Raw genomic sequence first — 23,263 nt, 5'->3', positions numbered from 1 at the left:
GATCAATGGATCTGGACCAGATTGTCGCCGACGCGCAAAGCGCGTTCGCTGGCGCCCCCGACGTCAACACGCTTGAAAACGAAAAGGCCCGCTTTCTCGGCAAGTCCGGCGCGCTGACCGAACTGCTCAAGGGCCTCGGCAAGCTCGACGCGGAAACGCGCAAGACCGAAGGCGCGCGCATCAACGCCGTCAAGCAGCAAGTGGAAGCTGCGCTGGGCGCGCGCCGCCAGGCGCTCGCGGACGCGCTCCTGAACCAGCGTCTCGCCGCCGAGGCGATCGACGTCACGCTGCCGGGGCGCGGCACGGGTACGGGCAGCCTGCACCCCGTGATGCAGACGTGGGAACGCGTCGAGCGCATTTTCGGCTCGATCGGTTTCGACGTGGCCGACGGTCCCGAGATCGAAACCGACTGGTACAACTTCACCTCGCTCAACAGCCCGGAAAACCATCCGGCGCGCTCCATGCAGGACACGTTCTACGTGGACGGCAAGGACGCCGATGGCCGTCAGCTTTTGTTGCGCACGCACACGAGTCCGATGCAGGTGCGCTATGCGCGCACGCACACGCCGCCCATCAAGGTGATCGTGCCGGGCCGCACCTATCGCGTGGACAGCGACGCCACGCACTCGCCGATGTTCAACCAGGTCGAAGGCCTGTGGATCGAAGAGAACATCAGCTTCGCAGACCTGAAGGGTGTCTACACCGACTTCCTCAAGAAGTTCTTCGAACGTGACGACATTCAGGTGCGCTTCCGTCCGTCGTACTTCCCGTTCACGGAGCCGTCGGCCGAAATCGACATGATGTTCGAGCAAGGCAAGAACGCCGGCAAGTGGCTCGAGATCTCAGGCTCGGGCCAGGTGCATCCGACCGTGATCCGCAACATGGGCCTCGACCCGGAGCGCTATATCGGCTTTGCGTTCGGCAGCGGCCTCGAACGCCTGACGATGCTGCGTTATGGCGTGCAGGACCTGCGCCTGTTCTTCGAAGGCGATCTGCGCTTTTTGCGTCAGTTCGCCTAAGCGAAGCGACGCATTCGCTTGCAGCGCGCGAGGCGGACGCAGCACCTGAATAAGGTGCGCGAGAACCCGCCTACGCGACGGTCACAATCTGTCTGGAACGTAAAACCAAATGCTATTCCCCGAATCCTGGCTGAGAAGCTTTGTCGATCCGAAGCTCACGACCGATGAACTGGCCCACGCGCTCACCATGGCCGGCCTCGAAGTCGAAGGCCTGAGCCCGGCGGCGCCGCCCACCACGAAGATCGTCGTGGGCCGCGTGCTCGAAGTCGTGAAGCACCCGGACGCGGACAAGCTCAACGTCACGCAGGTCGATGCCGGCACCGGCGCGACGCTGCAGATCGTGTGCGGCGCGCCCAACGTCGCGCCCGGCATCAAGGTGCCCGTGGCGCTCGTGGGCGCCGAGCTGCCGCCCGCCGAAGAAGGCGGCAAGCCTTTCGCGATCAAGCTCTCGAAGCTGCGTGGCGTGGAAAGCCAGGGCATGCTGTGCTCGGCGCGCGAACTGAAGCTCTCGGAAGACCACAGCGGTCTGATGATCCTGCCGGAAGATACGCCGATCGGTCAGGACATCCGCGAAGCGCTGAATCTCGACGACACCATCTTCGAAATCAAACTCACGCCGAACAAGGCCGATTGCCTTTCGGTGTACGGCATCGCGCGCGAAACGGCCGCGATCACCGGCGCGCCGCTGCAGGCGCCCGTGTATCCGAAGGTCGAAGTGAAGCTCGATGAAAAGCTGCCCGTGAAGATCTCGGCGCCGGACCTGTGCGGCCGCTTCTCGGGCCGCGTGATCCGCGGCGTCAACGCGCACGCCAAGACGCCGATGTGGATGGTCGAGCGCCTCGAGCGTTCGGGCCAGCGCAGCATCTCGGCGCTCGTCGATATTTCGAACTACGTCATGCTCGAACTCGGCCGCCCGTCGCACGTGTTCGATCTCGACAAGATCCACGGTTCGATGGACGTGCGCTGGGGCAAGAAGGGCGAGACGCTCAAGCTGCTCAACGGCAACACCGTCGAAGTCGATGAAACCGTGGGCGTGATCGCCGACGACCGCGAGATCGAAAGTCTCGCGGGCATCATGGGCGGCGACAGCACGGCCGTCACGCTCGACACCGCGAACATCTATCTCGAAGCCGCATTCTGGTGGCCGGACAGCATTCGGGGCCGCTCGCGCCGCTACAATTTCTCGACCGATGCAGGTCATCGCTTCGAGCGCGGCGTGGACTGGTCGACGACCGTCGAGCACATCGAGCGCATCACGCAGCTGATCCTCGATATCTGCGGCGGCGCAGCCGGCCCGATCGACGATCAAACCGTGAACGTGCCCAAGCGCGAAGCGGTGAAGATGCGTGTGGCGCGCGCGAACCGCATCATCGGCGTGAAGATCGGCGCCGACGAGATCGCGCAGATTTTCACGCGCCTCGGCCTCACGTTCACGCGTAGCGTTGACAATGCGGGCGACGAGAGCTTTAGCGTCACGCCGCCGCCGTACCGTTTCGACATCGAGATCGAAGAAGACCTGATCGAAGAAGTCGCGCGTATCTACGGCTTCGAAAAGATTCCGGCGTTGCCGCCGGTGGCGCGCAGCGAAATGCACGCGACCAATGAGACGCGCCGCTCGATCCACGCCATTCGTCACGCGCTCGCCGCGCGCGACTACGCCGAGACGATCAACTTCAGCTTCGTCGATGCCGAATGGGAACAGGACTTCGCGGGCAACGCGAATCCCGTGAAGCTGCTGAACCCGATCGCGAGCCAGTTCTCGGTCATGCGCACGACGCTGTTCGGCAGCCTCATCAACGTGCTGCGCCACAACCTCAACCGCCGCGCCGACCGCGTGCGCGTGTTCGAGTCGGGCCGCGTGTTCCTGCACGATCCGTCGATCAAGGCGAGCGAGATGACGGTGGAAGGCTTCGCACAACCGAAGATGATTGGCGCGCTGGCCTACGGTCCCGCGCTCGAAGAGCAGTGGGGCGCGCAAGCGCGCGGCGTGGACTTCTTCGACGTGAAGGGCGATCTCGAAGCGCTGTTCGCAGCGCTTGGCGCCGCGAAGACGCCACGTTTCGTGAAGGCAGAACACCCCGCGCTGCACCCGGGCCGTAGCGCGCGCATCGAAATCGATGGCCGTGCGGTGGGCTGGATTGGCGAGTTGCATCCGCGCTGGATGCAGAAGTACGACCTGCCGCACGCACCGATGCTCTTCGAGGTCGAGGCCGACGCACTGATGGCGCGCGAGCTGCCAACGCCTGGCGAAGTCTCGAAATTTCCGCCGGTCCGCCGTGACATCGCTCTTGTTGTCGATCAAAAGATCGAGGTGCAAGCGCTGCTCGACGAGTTCCAGAAGGGCATGCAAGACGAGCCTTGCCGGATTGTGCAGAGGGTTGCGCTTTTCGATGAATTTCGTGCAAAATCAAATACTTCCGGACTTGGCACGGACGAGAAAAGCCTTGCCTTCCGGGTGACCCTGCAAGATACTGGCGGAACCCTTCAGGACGAAACGGTCGATACGGCCATCAAGTCCCTGGTGGATCGCCTGGCTCGAGTGTATGGCGCCCGGTTGCGCGGATAAGCTCCTCGGCTCTTCACGTACCGACATCGGCTTCCGGTTTGCGGGGCAGCAAGTCAACCCCGCAACCGGCAGTGCGCCATTTCATAGATAGATGAACGAAATGAACTCGAGTGATTTCGAAGCCCTTCTTGCGGCACAGCGTAGCGCCATGATTCGCGACATTCCTGCCTCGTCGGCAAGCGCCACGAACGACACGCCCACGCTGACGAAAGCCGAACTCGCTGAGCTGCTGTTCGACAACGTCGGTCTCAACAAGCGCGAAGCGAAAGACATGGTCGAAGCCTTCTTCGAAGTGATTCGCGACGCGCTTGAAAGCGGCGACAGCGTGAAGCTGTCCGGCTTCGGCAATTTTCAGTTGCGCGACAAGCCGCAACGACCCGGCCGTAACCCGAAGACGGGCGAGGCGATTCCCATCGCGGCGCGTCGCGTGGTGACGTTCCATGCGAGCCAGAAGCTGAAGGCGCTCGTCGAGAGCGGCGCCGAGGCGAGCTTCCCGCGTTGATGCGTTGAGGTTGTATGCCCGCGCCGGTACGCCCGCGCCGGTATGCCCGCGGCGATGGCAAAATGGCGGGCGTGAACGAATAAGTAGAAATAGCAGACTTCAAGGACCCAGGCGGCGACGCCTCATTGCGCAACCACCACGACGGCAACCCGGCGATGACATCGACAAGCGAAAAGGTCGTCTTGCCTCCCATCCCCGCCAAGCGCTACTTCACCATTGGCGAGGTGAGCGAGCTGTGCGGCGTGAAGCCTCACGTACTCCGGTATTGGGAGCAGGAGTTCACGCAGTTGAAGCCGGTGAAGCGGCGCGGCAATCGTCGCTATTACCAGCATCACGAGGTATTGCTGATCCGTCGCATTCGCGAACTGCTCTACGAGCAGGGGTTCACGATCAACGGCGCGCGCAATCGGCTCGACTCACATGGAGCGGCGGCCGGTGAAGCCGGGCAGTCCGAAGCGGCGGGCGCGCCGGTTGCCGAAGGCACGACCGCGCTCGTGGACGTCGATCAGTTGCGCAAGGAATTGCTGCATGTGCTCGATGCGCTCGGGCGCTGAAACACCGCTCTGGACGCATGCATGTGAGTCGTTCACGATTTACGTGCGAAGCGGTTCTAATTGGAGAAACTCTCTGTTATACTTTCTAGCTCTCGGGGCGTAGCGCAGCCTGGTAGCGTACCTGCATGGGGTGCAGGTGGTCGGAGGTTCAAATCCTCTCGCCCCGACCAGAATAGAGCCCGCGTAATCGAAAGATTACGCGGGCTTTGTCTTTTGTGCGCCGCGAAACAAACACAAGCAAACACACAAGCGTACGAACGAGACCGCAAGATCCGGCTGTTAATTTTTCTCACATATCGGTGAGAATCCTTCGTTATACGGCGCGCGCCGCTCGCCTTACGATACGCGTACCTTCGCGCCGGTGATTCGTGCAATCGCGCGCCCGCGCGCAACCCCGTGCTCATTCAGCGCCACTTCATATGAACCCGATCGAACTCGCGCAACTGGTTTTCCTCGCTGCCCTTTGGGGCGGGTCGTTTCTGTTCATCCGCGTCGGCGTGACCGACTTCGGCGTCGCGCCGCTGATGGCGCTGCGCGTCGGCATCGGCGCGCTGTTCCTGCTGCTCGTACTGTTTTCACGGCGCCCCGCACGCGAAGCGCTCGGCACGCTGCGCGAACGCGCGTGGCCGCTTTTCGTTGTCGGCATCCTCAATTCGGCCGCACCGTTTTGTCTGTTCGCGTGGGCCGAGCTCACGCTCTCCGCGGGCGTCACGTCCGTGATCAACGCGACCACGCCGCTGTGGGGCGCAGTCGTCGCGTATGTCTGGCTCAAGGATCGTCTGAGCGGCCTGCGCGTGGTCGGGCTCACGATCGGCTTCGCCGGTGTGCTCGCTCTGGTGTGGGATCAGGTCGTGACGCACGCCGGCGACGGCGCGTCATCCACGAGCGCTGCGCTCGCCGCCCTCGCGGCGCTGGTCGCAGCGGCGCTGTACGGCGTTGCCGCGAGCTACACGAAGCGCCATCTCACGGGCGTCGATCCGCTCACGGTCGCTGCCGGGACGATGACGGGCGCAACCCTCGTGCTCGCGCCGTTCGCCGTGGCAACCTGGCCGGCTACGCCCATCTCGCTGCATGCGTGGGGCGCGGTGCTCGGCCTTGGCGTGGCGTGCACGGGTGTCGCGTATTTGCTGTTCTTCCGCCTGATCGCAGCGGTGGGCCCGGCGCGCGCGATTACGGTCACGTTCGTGATCCCGATCTTCGGCATTCTGTGGGGCGCGCTCTTTCTCGGCGAGCGGGTGTCGATGGGCATGGTCGAGGCGTGCGCGGCAATTCTCGTGGGCACCGCGCTCGCAACGGGTTTCGTGAAACGCTTGCCGGGATTCTCCGCGCGCCGTAGCGGCGCAGGCGCGGAACGCTAGCAGGGTAGGGCCCGCACGGCGCGCTCGAAGTGAGTGCGTTGCGAGGGCCATGCAGGCGAGCCGCAACGCACTGCCGTACGAGCTGGATCGCAACGAAATCGCGCGGCGATCAACGTCGCGCGTTTCGCACTCTGAAGCTCGCTCAAGCCGCCGCGCGGGGCACGGCTTTCACTTCCTTTTCCCCCTTGCTGCGGCCACCGCGCCCGATCGGCAACGTCGCGACGATCACCGCCCCCAGTACGAGCAGCACTGCGGAATAGATGAGCCCCGCGGCATAGCTGTGCGTCGCATCCTTGAGCCAGCCGACCACGAGCGGATTCGCCGCCGAACTGATATTGCCGATCGCATTGATCACGGCAATACCCACCGCGCGCGCCTGCGGCGTGAACGCCTGATCGGGCGTGGTCCAGAAGATCGACATCGCCGTGTACGACCCCGCCGATGCGAGGCACACACCGAGCAGCTGCACGAGCGGCGCGCCGCCTTGCGCCGTCAACACGCAGCCGAGCCCGGAGAGCAGCATGGGCGCGGCGAGATGCCATTTGCGTTCCTGACGACGGTCCGAGCGGCGTCCCCACACGATCATCGCGACGATGGTGACGAGCTGCGGAATCGTCGCGACCAGGCCCACGGTGACGTTGCTCGCCCCGGCGCTGAAGCCCTTCACGATCAGCGGCGCCCACACGGCGACCATCGCGAGCGTATTGACGAGGCAGAAGTACGCCGCCGCGAAGCGCAGGACCACCGGTGAGCGCAGTTGCTGCCAGAGGCTGCGCTCGCTCGCTGCGTGGGCAGTGGGCGAAGCGAGGGCATCGGCCGGCTCGGCAAGTGCGGCTTCGAGCGTGCGTTTTTCTTGCGCGCTGAGCCAGCGTGCGGCGCGCGGCGTGTCGTCCAGGTAGAAGAACGCCACGCAGCCGAGCAGTGCGGCCGGCATGCCTTCGAGCACGAAGAGCCATTGCCAGCCGGCGAGTCCCGCATGGCCGTCGAGCTTGAGGATAAAACCCGAGACCGCGGAGCCGAGCGCGGCCGTCACGGGCATCGCGATCATGAAGAGAGCGTTGGCCCGGGCGCGCCACGCGCTCGGGAACCAGCAGGTGAGATAGAGCAGCATGCCGGGCAGGAAGCCTGCCTCGGTCACGCCAACCAGCATGCGCAGCCAGTAGAGCGTGGTGGCGTTGGTGGCGAACATCGTCGCGGTGGAGGCGAGGCCCCACGCAATCATGATGAAGCTGATCCAGCGGCGCGCACCGACGCGCGCGAGCATGAGATTGCCAGGAATGCCGCACGCGATATAGGCGACGTAGAAGAGGGTGGTGGCGAAGCCGAACTGCGTGCTCGACAGGCCGAGGTCCTTCATCATCGTCAGGCCCGCGAAGCCGATGTTGATGCGGTCGAGGAACGAGACGACGAACAGCAGGAACAGGAAGCCGAGCAAATGGCGCGAGACCTTGCGCGTGACTTGTTCGGTGGCGGCTGCGCAGTTTGACTGCGCTTGCGCGGACGTTTGCGGCACGCGCGAAGCATGCCCTTGCGGGATTGGGCTCATGTGTCTCCTCCTAAGCATCGGGACGTGAGCGTGGCAAGGGTTATGACGTTGTTGTTTGCCGCGGATCACAATTCACGCGGATTATGCGAGGGGCCCGCGCGCTGTCTGTCCTCAATTTGGGTACAGCGACCCAGCGCATTCCGCGATGTTCGGGAATACCCGGGTCCAAACGTCATGCCGGTTTTACGCAGAGGATTATCGGAGCGGTAAGCAAACCAGAAAATCGTTATTCGCAAATCTGGATGCCCGGTAAATCGACAGGCGGTAATTGAGACGGATTCGCGAGCAAGGTGAGTCCGTATTTCGTAAATTCTTCTGTAAATAATCGATCAGCACATTTGTCGGACTCGATAATCGAAATTGAAAGCTGTCAGTCAGTCTTTATCAAGCCGTAGCGCCTTACGGGCGGCGGTTTGTTGGCATGCCAACGAGCGCGAGGGTTTATTCGACGCTAAACTTCGCTCTCATATGTGCGTAGGTCATTAGTGAACATTGAAGCGTGATGGTATTTGTTCTGACCAGGTGACAAGCGCAGTGCATTTTGTATGGCATTTGCGCTGTTGCCGAACCTGCGCAAATCGTGGTTGTGCCCGATGCATGGCGTCATGCTGAATTGATCGAATCGGGGAAATATATGAAAGTAAGAAGATTCGTCTGGCACGCCCATGCGGTGCGTGGGGCGCTCACCGCGCTGTGCGCCTTCGGCGCGGCCAGCGCACAAGCGGACAACACATTCGGCGTGCAACTCGGAGCGGGCGTAGCGGACCACGACGTGAAAAAGCTCGATCTCGGTCTCGTGTGGGATCCGGGCCTGCAGTGGTGGCACATCGGCGGGTATCACTTCACGCTGGTTGGCGAAGCCCATGTCGCCTACTGGAAGCTGAACGCACCGGATGCCGTCTACTCGCATATCTGGGAATACGGCATAACGCCCGTTTTTCGCTTCATCAAGGACAGCGGCTGGTTCAGGCCGTTCATCGAGGCGGGCGTGGGCTTTCACTTTCTCTCGCACGTCCGGCAGACACCCGACCGCACGACGTCGACGTCGTTCCAGTTCGTGGACATGGTCGGCGTTGGCGCGCAGTTCGGCGAGCACGGCAACTATCAAGCCGGGTTCCGTTTCCAGCATTTGTCGAACGCGGATATCAAGGAGCCGAATCCGGGTACGAACTTCAGTCAGATCTACTTCCAGTACAACTTCTAGGGCGGCAGCGGGCATCCCGGCGTGTGTCAGGACGCGTGCTAGAATTTTTTTGCATGCCGCCTGTCGCGCGGCGCTCAACGACTGGATTTCCGACTGCATGGAGGTCCCATGCCCGCAGGCAGTCAACTCACGCTCTACACGAGCCGCAAGCACAAGAAGGGCCACAAGTCGGCGGTCTCGTGGATCATCGACGCTGCGCGTGCCCAAGGCGTCTTCGGCATCACCGTGCTGGAAGGCTACGAAGGCCTCGACGCCCACGGAAAGATGCACGCCGCCCACTTCTTCGATCTGGCCGACGAGCCTGCCGTGGTGCTGATCGTCGCCGACGAGCCTTCCATCGACGCGCTCCTCGTCACGCTCGAAGCGGGCGGCGTCGAACTCTTCTATACGCGCTCGCCAATCGACTACGGCCGACTCGGCGGCGCCTGAGCGGCAGGGTTTTCACGCCGCAGCCCAGGCGCTTCGCCGCAGGCCCCCCCGTCATGCGAGTTCCGGTCGACTCCCGCAACCCGTTACACTGTGGGGATTGGTGCGGTGCACCACGCGTTGCGCCGCATGACCGGCATTTTCCATAGCGACACGCCGGGGTCGCAGACAAGGAGCGAGGACGAGGCATGGCAATCGAATCGGTAGGGATCGTAGGCGCAGGCACGATGGGCAACGGCATCGCCCAGGCGGTGGCAGTGGCGGGGCTCAAGGCGGTGATGATCGACGTCACCGATGCGGCGCTCGCCAAGGGCGTCGCCACGCTCACCCACAGCCTCGAGCGACTCGTCTCGAAGGGCAAGCTCGAAGCCGGCGCGCGCGATGCCGCGCTCGCACGCATCGAGACGACCACCGACTACCAGCGACTCGTGAGCGTCGATCTCGTGATCGAGGCGGCGACCGAGAACGCCGAGCTCAAGACGCGCATTCTCAAGCAGATCGAAGCCGCGGCCCGCCCCGACGCGATCGTCGCGTCGAACACCTCGTCGATCTCGATCACGGCGCTCGCGACCACGCTCGCCGACCCGTCGCGCTTCATCGGCATGCACTTCTTCAACCCGGTGCCGATGATGCCGCTCGTCGAGGTGATTCGCGGCCTGCAGACGCGCCCGGACGTGGCCGAGTCGGTGCGCGAAATGGCGCTGCGCCTCGAGAAGACGCCGATCGCCGTGAAGAACGCGCCGGGCTTCGTGGTGAACCGCATTCTGGTGCCGATGATCAACGAAGCGTTTTTCGTGCTCGCGGAAGGCATTGCGAGCGCCGAGGAAATCGACGCCGGCATGAAGCTCGGCGCCAATCATCCGATCGGCCCGCTCGCGCTGGCGGACCTGATCGGCCTCGACGTGTGTCTTTCGGTGATGGATGTATTCCTGAAGGACTTCGGCGACTCGAAGTATCGTGCGTGCCCGCTGCTGCGCGAAATGGTCGCGGCGGGCCAGCTCGGCCGCAAGACCGGCCGCGGCGTGTATCAGTACGACAAGGTGTCCTGAGGCAGGGCGCCCGGTTTCAGGCCAGCACGCTTACACGGTATTGCGTGACCTGCTGATAGGTTTTGCCGGGCTGCAGTATCACTTCGTCGCAGGCGGGCGCTTCCATGTTGATCTGGTTCGGGAAGCCGCCCGCTTCGAGGCACAGCCCCGCATAGCGCGCGCAGGTCGCGCCGTGGCGTCCCGGCTGCCCCTCCAGATAATTCCCCGTATAAAGCTGCAGACCGCGCTGGTCGGTCGAGACGGCAAGCTCGCGTCCGCTGCCCGGCTCGTAGACGCGCGCCACCGGACGCACGGGCCATCGCCCCGACGCGGCGTGCAGCGTGCCCGCCGTGCTCTCGGGCGCGCGCAGCACGTAACAGTGGTCGAACCCGCGTGCGCGCTCGAGCTGGGCGTGCGGCCAGTCGAGCCGCGCGCCGAGCGGCGCGCCATGGCGGAAGTCGAAGGCGCTGCCCGAGACGTCGGCAATGCGCACGGGAATCAACTGCGGATCGACTTCGAGGAAGGCGTCCGCGTCGATCGTCAGCACGTGGCCCCGAATGTCCGGGCTCACCTCGCCGGAGAGGTTGAAGTAGCCGTGGCTCGTGAGATTCAGCGGCGTAGGCGCGTCGGACACGCCCTCGTATTCGAGCGTCAGCGTGCCGTCGTCGTCGAGCGTATAGCGCACCTGCACGCTCACGTTGCCCGGAAAGCCGCCGTCGCCTTCGGGCGAGTCGAGCCGCAGCACCAGCGAGCCCCGATCCTCTTCCACCTGCCACATCTGCCGATGAAAACCGTTCGCGCCGCCGTGCAGCAGATTGCCGTTCTCGTTGCGATCGAGTGGATAGTCGATGCCGTCCAGCGTGAAATGCGCACCGGCGATGCGGTTGGCCCAGCGCCCGACCAGGCCGCCCATGTACGTGGTGGCCGAGAGATAGTCCGCGGGCGTGTCGTGGCCGAGCATGATGTCGGCGAGGCGGCCGGCGCGATCGGGCGCGAGCCATGAGACGAGCGTCGCGCCGAGGTCGCTGACCGTCACCTTCATGCCCTGCGCGTTGCGCAGCGTATAGAGCCGCACGGCGTCGCCACCGGGCAGGGCGCCCCACGGTTCGGAGGTCAGATGGGCAGCAAGAGTGTTCATGAGGTGAAGAGAACGTATGAAGAAAGCGTGATTGTCCGGGATGGGCCGAAGCCGCTTCATCAAGTGGACAGGCGTGGGCCCGAAGCGTTCGCGACACTGTCCTGATATTCGCGCGGCGTGCATCCCAGTTCGCGCCGGAATACGGCATACATGTACTGCAGCGATGTGAATCCGCAACGGATCGCCACCTCCGCGCTCGAGGCGTCGCGGCTCGCGAGCATCGCCTTGGCGGCGTCGAGCTTGTGGCGCAGGATTTCCTGGTGGACCGTGCACTGCAGTTCACGCCGGAAATATTCCTCCAGCGACGAGCGCGATACGCCCACGTAGTCGGCCACCTGCTCGGTCTTGATGCCCTGGCAGGCGTACTGGCGGATGAAGTGGCGTGCACGCATGACATGCGGGCTCGACAGCGGTTCGTGCCGGGTCGATTCGAGCACATTGATGCCGACGGGCGGAACCAGAATGCGTTGGCCCGGAAAGCGTGCGCCACGCAGCATCTGGTGCAGCAGGTGGGCGGCGGTCTTGCCCATTTCCTCCGTGCCCTGGATGACCGACGAGAGCGGAATGCGCGTGAGCGTGCGGGTGAGCGGATCGTTGTCGATGCCGATGATCGCCACCTGCTCGGGCACGGCAATGCCGTGAATCAGACACGCCTGCAGCAAATGCCGCGCCCGTGCGTCGGTCACGGCGATCACGCCCACGGGCTTGGGCAGGCTGTGCAGCCAGACGCTCAACTGCTCGATGGCCTGGTTCCAGGCGCTGGCGCTGGTGGCCTGGCCCCGGTAGATCGGCGCTTGCATGCCTTCTTCGGCGGCGAGCGCCTCGAACGCCAGTTCGCGCTCCTGCGCCCAGCGGTTTTCCTGCGCGACGGGCAGGCTGTACATCGCGAGATTCGGCAGGCCCGCGCCGATCAGATGCGTCCACGCGAGCGAGACCAGTTTGCGGTTGTCGGTCGCGATATAGGGCACGTCGGCCGGGTAGTGGCCGGCATCTTCGAATGACGAGCCCACGGCGACCACCGGCAGCGGGCAGCCGCGCAGGGCGTCGGCCACGTCGGGGTCGTCGAAGTCGGCGATGATGCCGTCCCCGTCGAAGCGCTCGATGCCCGCCAGGCGGCAGCGGAAGTCTTCCTCGAGAAAGAGGTCCCACGCGACGCGCGTGGAGCGCAGATAGTGGCCAATCCCCGCAATGATCTCGCGGTCGTACACCTTATTCGCGTTGAAGAGCAGCGCGATGCGGTGGGGTGTCTGGGAAGCGGGGGCACGGGTCATATCGTGTCGACGGTTGTTCGCCCGGCGCGGAACGCCGGCGGAAACCGCCATGTCTCCAGTTCGGGCGCGGTGCGCGCAAATGTGCACCGCGCTACGATGTCTCTGGCGCCTGCGGCGCGTCGTTTTTAAGCGTCCGGTTATTTTAGGCCCACATTCGGGTTCGCGGGCACGCCGGCCACGCCCGTCGGCAGGAAACGTTAAAGGTCTCACGCAATTTCGCAATTGCCGCGCTTTGCGCGTCGCGGGCAGTATGGCGTCACACAGAGGGATGCACGCTGCGCCGCTGCGCTGCAACAACATTGGAGACATCATGTCGTATTTCGAACATATCCCCGCCATTCGATACGAAGGCCCTCAGTCGGACAATCCGCTTGCGTACCATCACTACGACCGTACCAGGAAGGTGCTCGGCAAGACGCTCGAAGAGCATCTGCGCATCGCGGTGTGCTACTGGCATTCGTTCGTCTGGCCCGGCAACGACATCTTCGGACAGGGCGCGTTTCACCGCCCCTGGCAGCAGCCCGGCGACGCCATGGAGCGCGCGCACCAGAAGGCCGACGCGGCGTTCGAGTTTTTCTCGAAACTAGGCACACCTTATTACACGTTCCACGATACCGATGTCGCTCCGGAAGGCAAGGACCTGAAGGACTACACGGAAAACTTCAAGCGCATGGTCGATTACCTCGGCGAGCGCCAGCAGGCGAGCGGTGTGAAGCTGCTCTGGGGCACCGCCAACCTGTTTTCGAATCCGCGCTACGCCGGCGGCGCCGCCACCAACCCCAACCCCGAAGTCTTCGCCTACGCGGCGACTCAGGTTTGCCATGCGCTCGACGCGACGCGCAAGCTGGGCGGCGAGAACTACGTGCTGTGGGGCGGCCGCGAAGGCTATGACACGCTGCTCAATACCGACCTCAAGCGCGAGCGCGAGCAGTTCGCACGCTTCCTTTCGATGGTGGTCGAGCACAAGCACCGCATCGGCTTCACCGGCACGCTGCTGATCGAGCCGAAGCCGCAGGAGCCGACCAAGCACCAGTACGACTACGACGTTGCGACGGTGCACGGCTTCCTCACGCAATACGGTCTGCAAAACGACATCCGCGTGAATATCGAGGCCAATCACGCGACGCTCGCGGGCCACTCGTTCCATCACGAAATCGCCAGCGCGTTCGCACTGGGCGTGTTCGGCAGCGTCGACGCGAATCGCGGCGACCCGCAAAACGGCTGGGATACGGACCAGTTCCCGAACAGCGTCGAAGAGCTGACGCTCGCGTTCTACGAGATCCTGCGCCACGGCGGCTTCACCACGGGCGGCATGAACTTCGACGCCAAGGTGCGTCGCGCGAGCATCGATCCGGAAGACTTGTTCTATGGTCACGTGGGCGCGATCGACGTGCTCGCGCTGGCGCTCGAGCGCGGCGCGGCGCTCGTGGAAAATGACCGGCTCGAGCAGTTCCGCGCCCAGCGTTACGCGGCCTGGGACAGCGAGTTTGGCCGCAAGATTCTCGCGGGCGGCTATTCGCTCTCGTCGCTCGCCGCCGACGCACTCTCGCACGGCATGAATCCGCACCACGCGAGCGGCCAGCAGGAGCGCCTCGAGAACGTCGTGAACCAGGCCATCTACGGCCAGCGCTAGCCGTGCCGCGGCGCGCGAAAAAACATTAGCGCGCGCCGTCAAATTCGCAATTGCGCTGCTTGCCGTTGAAGGCAAACTGACGCAAAAAATCAGGACGGAGACATGTTCATCGGTATCGACCTCGGCACGTCGGGCGTGAAGGCCGTGCTGCTCGACCGCGCGGGCGATGTGCTCGGCAGCGCGAGCGCGCTGCTCACCGTGAGCCGGCCACAGCCGCGCTGGTCCGAGCAGGCGCCGCAAGACTGGTGGCTCGCCACGCAGAGCGCATTGCGCGCACTCGTCGACGAGGCGCGCGGGCGCGGCATCGAGCCGGCACGCATCGAGGCGCTCGGCCTGACCGGCCAGATGCACGGCGCGACGCTGCTCGACGCGCAGGGCGAGGTGCTTCGTCCCGCCATTCTGTGGAACGACGGTCGTTCGGATACCGAATGTATCGAGCTGGAACGCGCCGTGCCGCAGTTGCATGCCATTGCAGGCAATCTCGCCATGCCGGGCTTCACGGCGCCGAAGCTGCTTTGGGTGCGCAAGCACGAGCCGGAGATTTTCGCGCGCATCGCGCACGTGCTGTTGCCGAAGGACTATTTACGCTGGCTGCTCACAGGCGTGTTCGCCACCGATCCGTCCGATGCCGCCGGCACGCTGTGGCTCGACATTGCGAAGCGCGACTATAGCGACACGCTGCTTTCGGCCTGCGGCCTCACGCGTGCACAGATGCCGGACGTGTTCGAAGGCAACCAGGTGACCGGCACGCTGCGGCCCGAACTCGCTCGCCAATTCGGCCTGCGCGAAATTCCGGTGGTGGCGGGCGGCGGCGACAACGCGGCGGGCGCCGTGGGCGTGGGCATCGTGCGGCCCGGCGACGCGATGCTTTCGCTCGGCACGTCGGGCGTCTATTTCGCCGTGTCGGACGGCTTTCTCGCCAATCCCGATTCCGCGGTTCACAGCTTCTGCCATGCGTTGCCGCACACGTGGCACCTGATGTCCGTGATGCTCAACGCGGCCAGTTGCCTTGACTTCACGGCGCAGTTGACGGGTTATGAAAATGTTGCCGCGTTGCTCGCCGATGCGCAGGCGAACTCGAACGCCGAGCGCGACGCGCGCCGGCCGTGGTTCCTGCCGTATCTCAGCGGCGAGCGCACGCCGCACAACAACGTCAACGCGAAGGGCGTGTTCTACGGCATGACCCCGCAGACCTCGCGCGCCGATCTGGCCAACGCAACCCTGGAAGGCGTGGGCTTCGCGCTGCTCGACGGCATGGACGCATTGCACGCGGCGGGGCTCGTGCCGGACACGATCACCGTCATAGGCGGCGGCTCGCGCAGCGCCTGGTGGACGCAGATGCTCGCCGATATCAGCGGCCGCGCGCTCACGTTGCGCGCAGGCGGCGAGGTGGGGCCCGCGCTGGGTGCCGCGCGCCTCGCGCATCTCGCGCTCGAACCGGGCGCGACGCTCGACGAAGTGTGCCCGCAGCCGCCCGTGCTGGCAGTGCGTGAACCTGACGCCGCACGCCACGCCTGGTATCGCGAGGCGCGCCGTCCAACCTTTAGCGCGCTGTATCGCGCGCTCGAACCGGTTTTCGCCACCGGCGCCTGACTAGCGGCGCCGGCGAAGGAAAAACTGCACGGCCAGTGTAGTCGTGCAGCTGATTAGTCGTCCTACGGTTATACCGCACGCTGTGCCGTTTCGCGTGTGTTCCGCAATTACATCGGCAACAACCTGAAAACCATCGCCGCGGCGGCGACGCGTTCGCGCGCGCCCGCGCACCGGCATCAAGAGGAGTCTGGAGACATGAATTTCGCCAAACGTCGTTCGGTTCTGAGTTCGCTCGTATGCGGGGCCGTGCTCGCGAGCCTGTCGCTTGCCGCACCGCTCGCGCATGCGAGCAAGGATCATCCCGAGATCGGCTTCTGTATCGACGACCTGCGTGTCGAGCGCTGGTCGCGCGACCGCGACTACTTCGTCGCTGCCGCGGAAAAGATGGGCGCGAAGGTGTCGGTGCAGTCGGCCGACGCGAGCGAAGAGCGTCAAGTCTCGCAGATCGAAAACCTCATCTCGCGCGGCGTGGATGTGATTGTGATTGTGCCGTTCAACTCGAAGGCGCTCACGAATGTCGTGGCCGAAGCGAAGAAGGCGGGCATCAAGGTCGTTTCGTATGACCGCCTGATTCTCGATGCCGATATCGACGGGTACATCTCGTTCGACAACGAGAAGGTGGGTGAGCTTCAGGCGAAGGGTGTCTTCGACGCGCAGCCCAAGGGCAATTACTTCCTGCTGGGCGGCGCGCCCACCGACAACAACGCGAAGATGCTGCGTGAAGGACAACTGAAGGTCCTCAAGCCCGCTATCGACCGTGGCGACATCAAGGTGGTTGGCCAGCAGTGGGTGCCGGAGTGGAGCGCTTCGACGGCGCTGCGCATCATGGAAGACGCGCTCACCGCGAACAACAACAAGATCGACGCAGTCGTCGCCTCGAACGACGGCACGGCGGGCGGCGCGATCCAGGCGCTCGCCGCGCAGCATCTCGCGGGCAAGGTGCCGGTGTCGGGCCAGGACGCGGACCTCGCGGCGGTCAAGCGCGTGGTGGCGGGCACGCAGACCATGACGGTCTACAAGCCGCTCAAGCTCATCGCGAGCGAAGCCGCAAAGCTTGCTGTCGATCTCGCGAAGGGCCAGAAGCCCGCGTACAACGCGCAGTACGACAACGGCAAGAAGAAGGTCGATACGGTGCTGCTGCAGCCGACGCTGCTCACGAAGAGCAACGTGGACGTCGTCGTGAAGGACGGCTTCTACACGCAGGCGCAACTGGCAAGCCAGTAACGCTTATGGCCTGACGGCCCGCGCGCGCCAGGAGTGTGGCCACGGTTGTGGCAACTGCGTCGCGCGCGGGCCATCGCAGCGAGTAACCAGCGTATGACCGAACCCTTGCTGACGATGCGCGGCATCGTCAAGTCCTTTGCGGGCGTGAAAGCGCTCGACGGCATCGATCTCACCGTGCGGCCCGGCGAATGCGTGGGCCTGTGCGGCGAGAACGGCGCCGGCAAATCCACGCTCATGAAAGTGCTCTCGGGCGTGTACCCGCACGGCACCTGGAGCGGCGAGATCCGTTGGGAAGGCGCGCCGCTCGAAGCACAAAGCGTGCGCGATACCGAGCGCGCGGGCATCGTCATCATCCACCAGGAGCTGATGCTCGTGCCCGAGCTATCGGTGGCCGAGAACATCTTTCTCGGCAACGAAATCACGCTCCCGGGCGGCCGCATGAATTACGCGGCGATGTACCAGCGCGCCGACGAATTGCTGCGTGAGCTGAACATCGACGCCATCAACGTGGCGCAGCCGGTGATGAACTATGGCGGAGGCCATCAACAGCTCATCGAGATCGCGAAGGCGCTGAACAAGCGCGCGAAGCTGCTGATTCTCGACGAGCCGTCGTCTTCGCTCACGGCGGCGGAAACGAAGATCCTGCTCGACATCGTGCGCGACCTGAAGCGCCGCGGCGTGGCGTGCGTCTACATCTCGCACAAGCTCGACGAGGTCGAGGCCGTGTGCGACACGGTGAGCGTGATTCGCGACGGCCGTCACGTGGCCACCGAGCCGATGGCGACGCTCACCACCGACCGCATCATTGCGATGATGGTGGGGCGTGAGATCCGCAACCTCTTTCCGCGCGAGCCGCATGACATCGGCGAGGTCGTGTTCGAGGCCCGCAACGTGACCTGCTACGACGTGACGAACCCGCGCCGCAAGCGCGTGGACGACGTCTCATTCTCGGTGCGTCGCGGCGAGATCCTGGGCGTGGCCGGGCTCGTTGGCGCGGGCCGGACGGAAACCATGCAGGCGATCTTCGGTGCGTACGCGGGCACATGCACGGCAACGGTCCTGCTCGAAGGCAAGCCGCTGAAAATCCGCTCGCCGCTCGACGCGATCAACGCGGGCATCGCCATGGTGCCCGAGGACCGCAAGCGCCACGGCATCGTGCCGCAACTGGGCGTGGGCCACAACATCACGCTCTCGGTGCTGCAACGCTTTTCGAGGCACGGACGCATCGACACGGCCGCCGAACTCGATACGATCCGCACGGAGATGCAGCGCCTTTCGGTGCGCGCGGCGAACCCCATGCTGTCGATTGCGAGCCTCTCGGGCGGCAACCAGCAGAAGGCGGTGCTCACCAAGATGCTGCTCACCGACCCGAAGGTGCTGATCCTCGACGAGCCGACGCGCGGCGTGGACGTCGGCGCGAAGTACGAGATCTACAAGCTGATCTTCCAGCTGGCCAAACGCGGTGTGGCGATCGTGATGGTGTCGTCCGAACTGCCCGAAGTGCTGGGCATCAGCGACCGCGTGCTCGTGATCGGCGAAGGCGAGTTGCGCGGCGACTTCGTCAACGAAGACCTCACGCAGGAAGACATTCTTGGCGCGGCGATCCAGAGCGTGCGCGCCCAACCCGATACAGCGAGTGCAGTATGACCCCCGACGTCACGACCCAGGGCGCACGCGAAGACCTGCCGCAAGGCGGTAACGGCTTCGCCATGCGCTTCCAGCAACTCTTTGCGCGCTACAAGATCCTCGCGCTGCTGCTCGCAGTGGCGGTGATCTGGCTGTTCTTTTCTGTGCTCACGCATGGCGCGTTCGTCACGCCGCGCAACGTGTCGAACCTGCTGCGGCAGATGTCGATCACCGGGATGCTCGCGTGCGGCATGGTGTTCGTCATCATCGCGGGCGAGATCGATCTTTCGGTCGGCTCGCTGCTGGGCCTGCTCGGCGGCGTCGCGGCGATTCTCGACGTGAATCGCGGCTGGCCTATCGGCGTGACCGTGCCGGTGGTGCTCGTGCTTGGCGTGCTCGTCGGACTCTTCAACGGCTGGTGGTCGACGTACCGTCGCGTGCCGTCGTTCATCGTGGGTCTCGGCGGCATGCTCGCGTTTCGCGGCGTGCTGCTCGGCATCACGGGCGGCTCGACCATTGCGCCGGTGTCCGATCACTTCGTGTTTCTCGGCCAGGGCTACTTGCCGCGCGTGGCGGGTGACGTGCTCGCGCTCGCGCTGTTCGTGCTGCTCGCCGTGCTCACGGTGCGCCAACGTGCGAACCGCAGGCGCTATCAGCTGAGCGTCGTGCCGCTCTGGCAAGACGGCGTGAAGATCGTCGGCGCGGGCGCGATCCTGCTTGCCTTCGTGCTGATGCTCGACAGCTATGGCGGCATTCCGGTGCCTGTGCTGCTGCTGCTCGCGTTGCTCGGTATCTTCACATGGATCGCCACGCAAACCGTGTTTGGGCGGCGCATCTATGCGGTGGGCTCGAACCTCGAAGCCACGCGTCTTTCGGGCGTCAACACGAACCGCGTGAAGCTCGTCATCTTCGCGCTCATGGGTCTCATGTGTGCGTTCGCGGGCATCGTCAATACGGCGCGTCTCGCGGCGGGTTCGCCCTCGGCGGGCACGATGGGCGAGCTCGACGCGATCGCGGCCTGCTTTATCGGCGGCACGTCGATGCGCGGCGGTTCCGGCACCGTGTATGGCGCGCTGATCGGCGCCCTCGTGATGGCGAGCCTCGACAACGGCATGTCGATGCTCGACGTAGACGCGTATTGGCAGATGATTGTGAAGGGCGGCATTCTCGTGCTTGCCGTGTGGATCGACGTGGTGTCGGGCTCGAACCGCCGCTGAGCAACGCGTGACAGACACGATTGCAAACCTGCCGGCGCCATGAAAATCATGACCGTGTTCTTGCATCGCGCGTGACACCGCGACGTATCGCTCGCGGATGACTGCCACGCGCAGTTGCTCTCCTCGCGCGCCCCGAGCGCGCTCTCAGGGCGGGACGCATGTCCCGCCCTTTTTCTTTGCTGTGGCCGATCGAGCAGCTCGCGCTGAACGGCGCACGTTCGACGCGCCGGCGATCGTTTCCTGCCACAATCGTTCGCACCTGTGCAGGGCGGTGTACGCACGCTATGTGCGCGAGTCATTCCGCCCGCAGGGTCATCGTCAGCCACAGCACCGCTCCGTAGTGTTCCAGCGCGTGCTCGCCGATTTGTCGCTTTGCTGGTGCAACCGCTGCGAGAGCGGTCGCGTTGCACCGAATCATGCCGCGAGGTTGTGCCAGCGTTTTGCCAACTTCGGCGGCGCGATTCCGATCCTCCGGAGACAAGCCGACCATGCCCACTCTTTGCGAAATATGTAATACCCGGCCCGCAGTCGCGCGCGTGACTGTCGTGCAAAACGGGCAGCGCAAGTCCATGTCGATCTGCGACTACGACTACCGCCAACTGATGCGTCACCAAAGCATGCTCAACCCGTTCGATTCGCTGCTGGGCGGCAGCGGCCTGTCGCGCTTCTTCGGCGGACAAGGCGACGAGGACGAGCACGACGACGAGGGGCACGACCTCGCCGCCGAGGTGCCGCGCGAATCCGTCGACGCGACCGATGCGTTCAGCGAGCAGACGCTCGAAATCCTGCAGCGCGCCGCGGAAAAAGCCCATGAATTGCAACGCAATGAACTCGACACGGAACACCTCTTGTACGTGCTGGCGGACACCGATGTGTGTGCCGCACTCCTGAAGGAGTTGAAGCTCTCGCCCCAGGACATCAAAGGCTATATCGATCAGCATGCGCAAAAGGGCACGGCCTCGCCCGACGCGCCCATCGACAAGATGACGATTTCGCCGCGCCTGAAAAAAGCGTTTCAGTTCGCGTTTCAGGCATCGCGCGATCTCGGTCACTCGTACGTCGGACCCGAGCATCTGCTGATCGGCCTCGCCGCGGTGCCCGACAGCATTGCGGGCGCGCTGCTCAAGAAGTACGGCGTGACGCCGGAGGCGCTGCGCCAGAAAGTCGTGAAGGTGGTGGGCAAGGGCGCGGAAGACGGCCGTGTGGATGCGCCGACGGGCACGCCCACGCTCGACAAGTTCGGCCGCGACCTGACGGCCATGGCGCGGCAAGGCAAGCTCGATCCGGTGCTGGGCCGCGCGCAGGAAATCGAAAGCACGATCGAAGTGCTCGCGCGGCGCAAGAAGAACAACCCGGTGCTGATCGGCGAGCCGGGTGTGGGCAAGACCGCCATCGTGGAAGGGCTCGCACAGCGTATCGTCAATGGCGACGTGCCCGAGGTGCTGCGCGGCAAGCGGCTCGTGGAGGTGAACATCAATTCGATGGTCGCGGGCGCGAAATACCGCGGTGAGTTCGAGGAGCGCGCAAAGCAACTGATCGACGAGGTGACTGCAAAACACGACGAGCTGATTCTCTTCATCGACGAATTGCACACGATCGTCGGCGCGGGGCAGGGCGGCGGCGAAGGCGGGCTCGACATCGCCAATGTGCTGAAGCCCGCTCTGGCGCGCGGCGAGTTGAGTCTCATCGGCGCGACGACGCTGAACGAGTATCAAAAGTACATCGAGAAAGACGCGGCGCTCGAACGGCGCTTTCAGCCCGTGCTCGTGCCTGAGCCCACGGTCGAGCAAACCATCGTGATTCTCCGCGGCCTGCGCGACAAGCTCGAAGCCCACCATCAGGTGACCTTCGCCGACGACGCCTTCGTGGCCGCCGCCGAACTGTCGGATCGCTACATCACGTCGCGCTTTTTGCCGGACAAGGCAATCGACCTCATCGATCAGGCAGCCGCGCGCGTGCGCATCGGTTCGACCTCGCGTCCCGCCGAGATGCAGGAACTCGAAGCGGAGATCGCGCAGCTCAAGCGCGAGCAGGACTACGCGGCGTCGCGCAAGCGCTTCGACGAGGCCAAGGGTTTCGAGGAGCGCATCAACGAGAAGCAGGAAAAACTCGAAGAGCTGACCGAGGCGTGGCAGCGCAAGACGGGTTCGGAAACGCTCGAAGTCACGGTGGCGTCGATTGCCGAGGTCGTGTCGCGGCTTACCGGCATTCCGGTCGCGGATCTCACCCAGGAAGAGCGCCAGAAGCTGCTCAAGATGGAAGAGACGCTGCGCGAGCGCGTGGTAGGCCAGCAAGACGCCGTGGTCGCCGTGAGCGATGCCGTGCGCCTTTCGCGCGCGGGTCTCGGCCAGTCGAACCGGCCGATCGCGACCTTCCTGTTCCTCGGGCCGACCGGCGTAGGCAAGACCGAGCTTGCGAAGGCGCTGGCGGAGACCGTGTTCGGCGACGAGCAGGCCATCATCCGCATCGACATGAGCGAGTACATGGAGCGTCATGCGGTGGCGCGGCTCATTGGCGCGCCGCCGGGCTACGTGGGCTACGACGAGGGCGGCCAGCTTACCGAGCGCGTGCGGCGCCGCCCGTACAGCGTGATTCTGCTCGACGAGATCGAGAAGGCGCACGCCGACGTCTACAACGTGCTGCTGCAGGTGTTCGACGACGGGCGGCTAACCGACGGCAAAGGTCGCGTGGTCGACTTCAGCAACACGATTCTGATTGCCACGAGCAACCTGGGTGCGTCGATCATCATGGACAACCTCGAGCGCCCCGAGAAGTCGCGCCTCGACGACAAGACGATCCGCGCCGAACTGATGAAGGTGCTCAAGGGCCACTTCCGGCCCGAGTTCCTCAATCGCATCGATGAAATCATCGTGTTTCATGCGCTCTCGCGCGACAACATCCGTGCGATCGTGCAGATCCAGCTCGAGCGCGTCATGCGCACGGCGGCCGCGCAGGGCATCACGCTCTTGATGGGCCAGACGCTCGTCGATCATCTCGTGGAGGCCGGCTATCAGCCGGAGTTCGGCGCGCGCGAACTCAAGCGGCAGATTCGCCAGGAAGTGGAAACGCGTCTTGCCAAAGAGATACTCGGCGACGCGCTGCAGTCGGGCGATACCGTCGAGATCGGCTACGACAAAACGAACGAGGAAGTCACGATCAGCAAGGTCGCCGTGCCGCCCGACGTGAAGGAGAGCAAGCCCGCGAAGAAGGCGAAAAAAGCGGCGACGCCGCCTGTCGACGAAATCGCGAGTGAGATTGCGGCCGACGACATGGAAGGCGATCCCCCGCCGCCGCCGAAGAAGGGCGGCAAGGGCGGGGGCAAGGCGAAGCCTGCTTGATCGAGTGGAGCAACGGCTCG

At 64.4% G+C, this 23,263-nt stretch carries 18 protein-coding genes and 1 tRNA gene; 15 read left to right on the top strand and 4 right to left on the bottom strand.

The window, feature by feature from the left end:
• The first annotated feature begins 5 nt into the window (after positions 1 to 5).
• The 6 genes from pheS to A3CW_RS0114620 all read left to right on the top strand — a co-directional run bounded on the left by pheS (position 6) and on the right by A3CW_RS0114620 (position 5,999).
• Positions 6 to 1,019, top strand: a complete 1,014-nt coding sequence (gene pheS / locus A3CW_RS0114645) for a phenylalanine--tRNA ligase subunit alpha (RefSeq protein ID WP_028204250.1) — start codon at positions 6 to 8, stop codon at positions 1,017 to 1,019.
• Positions 1,020 to 1,128: 109 nt separating this feature from the next.
• The gene (gene pheT, locus A3CW_RS0114640) at positions 1,129 to 3,585 is read left to right on the top strand and encodes a phenylalanine--tRNA ligase subunit beta (protein ID WP_028204249.1); all 2,457 of its coding nucleotides are present in this window, start codon (positions 1,129 to 1,131) and stop codon (positions 3,583 to 3,585) included.
• A gap of 91 nt (positions 3,586 to 3,676) precedes the next feature.
• Entirely contained in the window at positions 3,677 to 4,087 is a 411-nt protein-coding gene (locus tag A3CW_RS0114635; RefSeq protein WP_028204248.1) for an integration host factor subunit alpha, read from the top strand.
• 155 nt (positions 4,088 to 4,242) lie between these two features.
• Positions 4,243 to 4,641: a MerR family transcriptional regulator gene (locus A3CW_RS0114630; protein WP_028204247.1), complete on the top strand. Its 399-nt coding sequence runs from the start codon at positions 4,243 to 4,245 to the stop codon at positions 4,639 to 4,641.
• A 93-nt stretch (positions 4,642 to 4,734) separates the two neighbouring features.
• Positions 4,735 to 4,811 (top strand) — tRNA-Pro (locus A3CW_RS0114625).
• A 249-nt stretch (positions 4,812 to 5,060) separates the two neighbouring features.
• Positions 5,061 to 5,999, top strand: a complete 939-nt coding sequence (locus A3CW_RS0114620; protein ID WP_028204246.1) for a DMT family transporter — start codon at positions 5,061 to 5,063, stop codon at positions 5,997 to 5,999.
• A gap of 142 nt (positions 6,000 to 6,141) precedes the next feature.
• Here the strand turns inward: A3CW_RS0114620 and A3CW_RS46290 are convergent, their stop codons facing one another.
• The gene (locus tag A3CW_RS46290; RefSeq protein ID WP_081771661.1) at positions 6,142 to 7,545 is read right to left on the bottom strand and encodes an MFS transporter; all 1,404 of its coding nucleotides are present in this window, start codon (positions 7,543 to 7,545) and stop codon (positions 6,142 to 6,144) included.
• Positions 7,546 to 8,179: 634 nt separating this feature from the next.
• Here A3CW_RS46290 and A3CW_RS0114610 point away from each other — a divergent pair.
• The 3 genes from A3CW_RS0114610 (at position 8,180) to A3CW_RS0114600 (ending at position 10,224) form a co-directional block, all read left to right on the top strand.
• Positions 8,180 to 8,749, top strand: coding sequence for an acyloxyacyl hydrolase (locus A3CW_RS0114610; RefSeq protein ID WP_051481458.1), 570 nt, complete (start codon positions 8,180 to 8,182; stop codon positions 8,747 to 8,749).
• Positions 8,750 to 8,857: 108 nt separating this feature from the next.
• Positions 8,858 to 9,178, top strand: a complete 321-nt coding sequence (locus A3CW_RS0114605; RefSeq protein ID WP_028204244.1) for a DUF190 domain-containing protein — start codon at positions 8,858 to 8,860, stop codon at positions 9,176 to 9,178.
• A gap of 185 nt (positions 9,179 to 9,363) precedes the next feature.
• Entirely contained in the window at positions 9,364 to 10,224 is an 861-nt protein-coding gene (locus tag A3CW_RS0114600; protein WP_028204243.1) for a 3-hydroxybutyryl-CoA dehydrogenase, read from the top strand.
• Between the two features lie 16 nt (positions 10,225 to 10,240).
• Here the strand turns inward: A3CW_RS0114600 and A3CW_RS0114595 are convergent, their stop codons facing one another.
• Entirely contained in the window at positions 10,241 to 11,341 is a 1,101-nt protein-coding gene (locus A3CW_RS0114595) for an aldose epimerase family protein (RefSeq protein WP_028204242.1), read from the bottom strand.
• Between the two features lie 59 nt (positions 11,342 to 11,400).
• The gene (locus A3CW_RS0114590; RefSeq protein ID WP_028204241.1) at positions 11,401 to 12,612 is read right to left on the bottom strand and encodes a XylR family transcriptional regulator; all 1,212 of its coding nucleotides are present in this window, start codon (positions 12,610 to 12,612) and stop codon (positions 11,401 to 11,403) included.
• 310 nt (positions 12,613 to 12,922) lie between these two features.
• Here A3CW_RS0114590 and xylA point away from each other — a divergent pair, with 310 nt between their 5' ends.
• From xylA to A3CW_RS0114565, 5 genes are all read left to right on the top strand, one after another.
• On the top strand, positions 12,923 to 14,245 hold the full coding sequence (xylA, locus tag A3CW_RS0114585; RefSeq protein WP_028204240.1) for a xylose isomerase: 1,323 nt from the start codon (positions 12,923 to 12,925) through the stop codon (positions 14,243 to 14,245).
• 102 nt (positions 14,246 to 14,347) lie between these two features.
• Positions 14,348 to 15,838 carry a xylulokinase gene (gene xylB, locus A3CW_RS0114580; RefSeq protein ID WP_028204239.1) on the top strand — a complete coding sequence of 497 codons (1,491 nt, stop codon included), beginning with the start codon at positions 14,348 to 14,350 and terminating at the stop codon, positions 15,836 to 15,838.
• A 195-nt stretch (positions 15,839 to 16,033) separates the two neighbouring features.
• The gene (xylF, locus tag A3CW_RS0114575) at positions 16,034 to 17,062 is read left to right on the top strand and encodes a D-xylose ABC transporter substrate-binding protein (RefSeq protein ID WP_028204238.1); all 1,029 of its coding nucleotides are present in this window, start codon (positions 16,034 to 16,036) and stop codon (positions 17,060 to 17,062) included.
• Between the two features lie 33 nt (positions 17,063 to 17,095).
• The gene (gene xylG / locus A3CW_RS0114570) at positions 17,096 to 18,709 is read left to right on the top strand and encodes a D-xylose ABC transporter ATP-binding protein (RefSeq protein ID WP_456152324.1); all 1,614 of its coding nucleotides are present in this window, start codon (positions 17,096 to 17,098) and stop codon (positions 18,707 to 18,709) included.
• Complete coding sequence (locus A3CW_RS0114565; RefSeq protein ID WP_028204236.1) at positions 18,706 to 19,905, top strand: sugar ABC transporter permease; 1,200 nt, start codon at positions 18,706 to 18,708, stop codon at positions 19,903 to 19,905. The genes xylG and A3CW_RS0114565 overlap by 4 nt, the downstream gene beginning before the upstream one ends.
• A gap of 295 nt (positions 19,906 to 20,200) precedes the next feature.
• Here A3CW_RS0114565 and A3CW_RS52330 read toward each other — a convergent pair whose 3' ends face one another.
• The gene (locus tag A3CW_RS52330) at positions 20,201 to 20,395 is read right to left on the bottom strand and encodes a hypothetical protein (RefSeq protein ID WP_154677939.1); all 195 of its coding nucleotides are present in this window, start codon (positions 20,393 to 20,395) and stop codon (positions 20,201 to 20,203) included.
• Between A3CW_RS52330 and A3CW_RS46285 the strand changes: the two genes are divergently transcribed.
• Positions 20,394 to 23,243: an ATP-dependent Clp protease ATP-binding subunit gene (locus A3CW_RS46285; RefSeq protein WP_051481457.1), complete on the top strand. Its 2,850-nt coding sequence runs from the start codon at positions 20,394 to 20,396 to the stop codon at positions 23,241 to 23,243. The two genes, A3CW_RS52330 and A3CW_RS46285, sit on opposite strands and share 2 nt — an antisense overlap.
• The last annotated feature ends 20 nt before the right edge of the window (positions 23,244 to 23,263 follow it).

This window comes from Paraburkholderia nodosa DSM 21604 (assembly GCF_000519185.1).
In the GTDB taxonomy this organism is placed as follows: Bacteria; Pseudomonadota; Gammaproteobacteria; order Burkholderiales; family Burkholderiaceae; genus Paraburkholderia; species Paraburkholderia nodosa.
This window is presented reverse-complemented; position numbering and strand designations above follow the sequence as displayed.